Origin of the sequence: Rubripirellula reticaptiva, from assembly GCF_007860175.1 — a bacterium.
GTDB lineage: Bacteria > Planctomycetota > Planctomycetia > Pirellulales > Pirellulaceae > Rubripirellula > Rubripirellula reticaptiva.
The window spans coordinates 1-3,752 of the sequence record NZ_SJPX01000011.1 but is presented as its reverse complement, the minus strand read 5'-3'; the positions used below and the strand labels follow the sequence as shown (position 1 = coordinate 3,752).

Here is a 3,752-nt window from a genome sequence, read left to right as displayed (position 1 = left end):
CAACGAAGAACACGGCAATGAGCAAGCAGATCGCAGCTGGGAGAAATCTCCAACGCGAAAGCGCGCCGGGTAAGTCAGACGAAACGTTAGTCGGAGCGAAAGGATTCATTCAATCAGTTGGCGAACGATACGGATCACGTGGTCGCCGCGAACGACTCACCACTTCAATAAACTCAACTCGGCGACTCACGTGCATCCGCTGGTTCGTCGCATTCTATGTCTCAGATGCGTACCTTCGAAGGAGCGATGCGATCTCTACACTTCCGTCTTCTTCGGCAACGTCAATCATCGACCTGTCACCAGGATACAGCAAAGCAGTCGCGTCCGCTCCTGAGTCAAGCAATAGACGCACCATCGCAACTCGGCCGGTCAAAACGGCAGTACCGAGGGGAGTGATATAGACGACGTTTTTCGAGTGTTCAATGTCAGCATCCCGTTCGATCAATAAACGCACAAGTGACTCGTTGCCGCTTCCAATCGCATAGTGCAGCGATGTGTAGCCGTCGAAGATGTCTTGCCAGTTTGGATCCGCGCCGCTGTCGAGCAAATCCTGGACGAGTCTCAGGTCACCATTTCGGCTTGCTTCAAGAATACGCGTCCAAAGATCGGCTGTATCCATCACAATTTGATGTCAAAACTTCTTGTCGACGAACGTTACGGTTTACCGGGCGGCGGCGAGTGCCGTGATTTCAAGACAACGCGACCACCGCCGCTCCGGTACAACCGATGGTTATCCGTTTTATCGACGGGCATTGATCGAGTGTTGGGCAGTGGTTTTCAAGTCGCCAAAGTCTAGCGGGCTCTAAAGTTCCAGGCAAGCAATTCCGTTCATCGAAGGATCAGAACCGTTGCGGTGCCATCGGCAAACGCCAGTCGTTAAGACCGAAATCAGTCAGCGATCAACCAGCGTTGCAGCCAACGCCAACGGAGGATCAAAACGTTTGACGCGTCGATTCACTAACGCAAAAGCCGAACGACCAATTCGCAATCGAAGGTTGAAGTGATCGCTTGTGCGAAGAAATACGCCGGACACCTGAGGGAGTATGTCGGATAACGTTGGACATCACGGGGCACGGAAAGTTGACTGTCCATTGCGAGAAACGCCGCAAGCCGTGCTCCCGTGCATGTCATGGTTCCCTCATTCTCCAAAGTTCTTCAACGCGAGACAGGCCACCACTCAAGGTAACCGGTAATCGTACCTAGCGCCACTAGAACGACCCAACCGATTGCATACGTTTCAACAGCCTTGGTCGGCGCAGAGACCCACGTCGGAAGGTTCGCGATTGCTTTGTGAAAAGCGATAAGACATAGGGGAATCGGGACTAGGAAGAGGTGAAGTAGGGGAATGCTTCGGAAACCATCCGATGCAATCGCAATAATGCCCAGCGCGACTAGAGACGCAAAGAGGATGTCGATGCGAAACGCGAACGAGCGATCATTCGACGGATGGTGATCAGGCGGTTGGTAAGGGTTTTCCACGAATCCGCGGCAACGAATGAGTGCTATTCCATTGAGGGAACGTTTCACATCACCGGGTGGCGGCGATTGACGTGATTTCAAAGAAACGTGACCACCGCCACTCCGGTGCATGTGTTGGTTATCGGCATTTATGAACGGGCGTTGGTCGAGCATCGGGCAGTCGTTGCCACGCCGCCACAGTTTAGCGAGCGTTGGTTCACGCGGCAAGCAATTGGGCGTTGATCGGGTCGGCAAGTAAACGGGCATTGTCTTTCGACGGCGCTTGTTAACGGTAAGCGAAGGATCGAAAACGTTGTCGTTGGATCAGCAAACGACAACAGCAAACACGATCAAGGACTGCGAGCGGCGCGGGGTGTAGCAGTCGCGAACGGAGGATTAAGGCGTTTGGATCGCAAATTCGCTAACGCAAATGCAGAACGAAAAATTTACACTCGAGCGTTGCAGTAATCGCTAGTGCAAGCGTCAAACACCTGAGACGTCAGTCCGATAACGCCCGGCGTCACCGGGCGGGGAGAGTAAAGTTGTCCATTTCAAATGCGGCCGCAAGCCCCGCTCCGTGTGCACGCCATGGTTATCCGTCAGTTGGGGTGACGCGAAAGGAAGCGATGTAGTCACGGACCGATCCTGGGAGAACGGCGGAATCAGAACTCAAGTTATACCGCACCACGTACCAGGTGTCTCGCGATTTGAGGAAGGCGGTGTACGCAAAGCTAGGGACACCGTCGCCCACGTCGGCGGTCACGATCCGCGAGAATGCGGGGAATCCGGCAACAGTGTCCGCAGTCATCTCATGTTGATCTCGAAGTCGCTCTCGATCGTCGCATACCGAAACACTTAGCGCCGCTGAGTACCGTCGTGGAGGTCCGATAGTTCGTGGCGACATGTAGATACCCGGTCCGACAATCCCGATGGGTTTAACGCGGATTTGCGAGTCCCAGTTTGTAGGGGACACGATGGAAAACCCGAGTGGGTGCATGACCCGGCGTGATTCACGGGGCGGTGTTGTCGGCACGTCGCGGCCAGTCACCTGCGTAACGATCACAAAGGCGATCCCGAGCAACGCAAGCAGCACCGCGTATTTCCACGTCCTCTTCATGCGATTTCAGTCGGATAACGTCCGGGTTCACCGGGCCGGGAGTGTAAAGTTAGCCGTCAAAAAACGCCCGCAAGCCCGGCTCCGGTGCAACCCATGGTTATCCGTCGCATTGGACACGAGGCGGACCGCCAGCGAGCATGGGCCGCGCGAGCGGAAAACAACGACGGAACGTCGCCACGATGGTCTGCGCGAGCAGGAAACAACGGCGGGACGCCGCCAACCTGGGCTTCGTCCACGTGGGTGACACCCGTGAAAGTGATAGTATCAAAGTCCAGTCAATCGGGCAAGTTTCGGCAAATCGACGGTCGTCTCAAAGCCGCGACTATAGCGTGTCAGCTGCCATCCGCATCGCGGAGAACGCGATGTATTCCTTGGTTGGTCGCAGACTGTCGGCATCTGGCCCGGCAAGCCAAGCGTCTAGCTGTTCATCGAAGAGGGCGACAGAGACCGTGAATTCGTCGCGTTCAACATCGTTTAGCGCGTCAAGAACCTGCTGGCGATAGCCATCGTCAGAGATGCCGTACAGTTCAGCGTAGTAGATCAACGAGTGCAGCGAAGTCGGAATCTGATTCGGGTCCAGTTTTGGGACTGCAGCTTCAGGGTGAGGAAGTTCGTATGGCATGTATCTTCAGTCGGATAACGTTACGGATCACCGGGCGGCGGCGAAAGACTATCCATTGCAAAAAAACTAACCACCGCCGCTCCGGTGCATCCGATGGTTATCCGCCGTTTTCGCCGACACAGGACGCCCGGCAAAACGCATTGCAAGCATCACGCCACCAGCCAGACCAATGACGGTAGGGAGATACATCATACCACGAAGTTCAGCCTCAGTGACCTCCGGGTTCGTTGTGATTGCAACCATGAGCAAGTATCCAATCGAGCAGATCACCCCGCAGGAGAATGCGGCAAGCCAAAGAAGGCCCGCCCACGCCAACCCGGAGCGACCAGTACGACGAGCACGTCGAAAGATGACGACCGACATGAATAGCAGAACGAACAAGCCAATGGGCAACGACGTGGGCCTCGATTAGAGCTTAGCGGATTTCAGTCGGATAACGACCCGGATCAGCGGGGACCGGGAGTTGAGCATCCATTCGTGAAAACTGACCACCGGTCCTCCGTTGAATCCGATGGTTACCCGCGGCAGTTTGGGTATACCGTAGCACCAGGGTAC

At 55.3% G+C, this 3,752-nt stretch carries 6 protein-coding genes; 2 read left to right on the top strand and 4 right to left on the bottom strand.

Going from position 1 to position 3,752, the window contains the following annotated elements; genetic code table 11:
• Positions 1-214: 214 nt before the first annotated feature.
• Positions 215-619 carry an ankyrin repeat domain-containing protein gene (locus Poly59_RS29110; protein ID WP_146537630.1) on the bottom strand — a complete coding sequence of 135 codons (405 nt, stop codon included), beginning with the start codon at positions 617-619 and terminating at the stop codon, positions 215-217.
• 9 nt (positions 620-628) lie between these two features.
• Between Poly59_RS29110 and Poly59_RS29900 the strand changes: the two genes are divergently transcribed.
• Entirely contained in the window at positions 629-796 is a 168-nt protein-coding gene (locus tag Poly59_RS29900) for a hypothetical protein (protein WP_186776607.1), read from the top strand.
• A 770-nt stretch (positions 797-1,566) separates the two neighbouring features.
• On the top strand, positions 1,567-1,701 hold the full coding sequence (locus Poly59_RS30520; protein WP_261343575.1) for a hypothetical protein: 135 nt from the start codon (positions 1,567-1,569) through the stop codon (positions 1,699-1,701).
• Positions 1,702-2,050: 349 nt separating this feature from the next.
• Here Poly59_RS30520 and Poly59_RS29105 read toward each other — a convergent pair whose 3' ends face one another.
• The 3 genes from Poly59_RS29105 to Poly59_RS29895 all read right to left on the bottom strand — a co-directional run bounded on the left by Poly59_RS29105 (position 2,051) and on the right by Poly59_RS29895 (position 3,440).
• Positions 2,051-2,575 carry a hypothetical protein gene (locus Poly59_RS29105; RefSeq protein WP_146537629.1) on the bottom strand — a complete coding sequence of 175 codons (525 nt, stop codon included), beginning with the start codon at positions 2,573-2,575 and terminating at the stop codon, positions 2,051-2,053.
• A 322-nt stretch (positions 2,576-2,897) separates the two neighbouring features.
• Positions 2,898-3,197: a hypothetical protein gene (locus Poly59_RS29100; RefSeq protein WP_146537628.1), complete on the bottom strand. Its 300-nt coding sequence runs from the start codon at positions 3,195-3,197 to the stop codon at positions 2,898-2,900.
• A gap of 66 nt (positions 3,198-3,263) precedes the next feature.
• Positions 3,264-3,440 (bottom strand): hypothetical protein, encoded by a 177-nt coding sequence (locus Poly59_RS29895; protein WP_186776606.1) that lies wholly within the window; start codon positions 3,438-3,440, stop codon positions 3,264-3,266.
• Between the last annotated feature and the right edge of the window lie 312 nt (positions 3,441-3,752).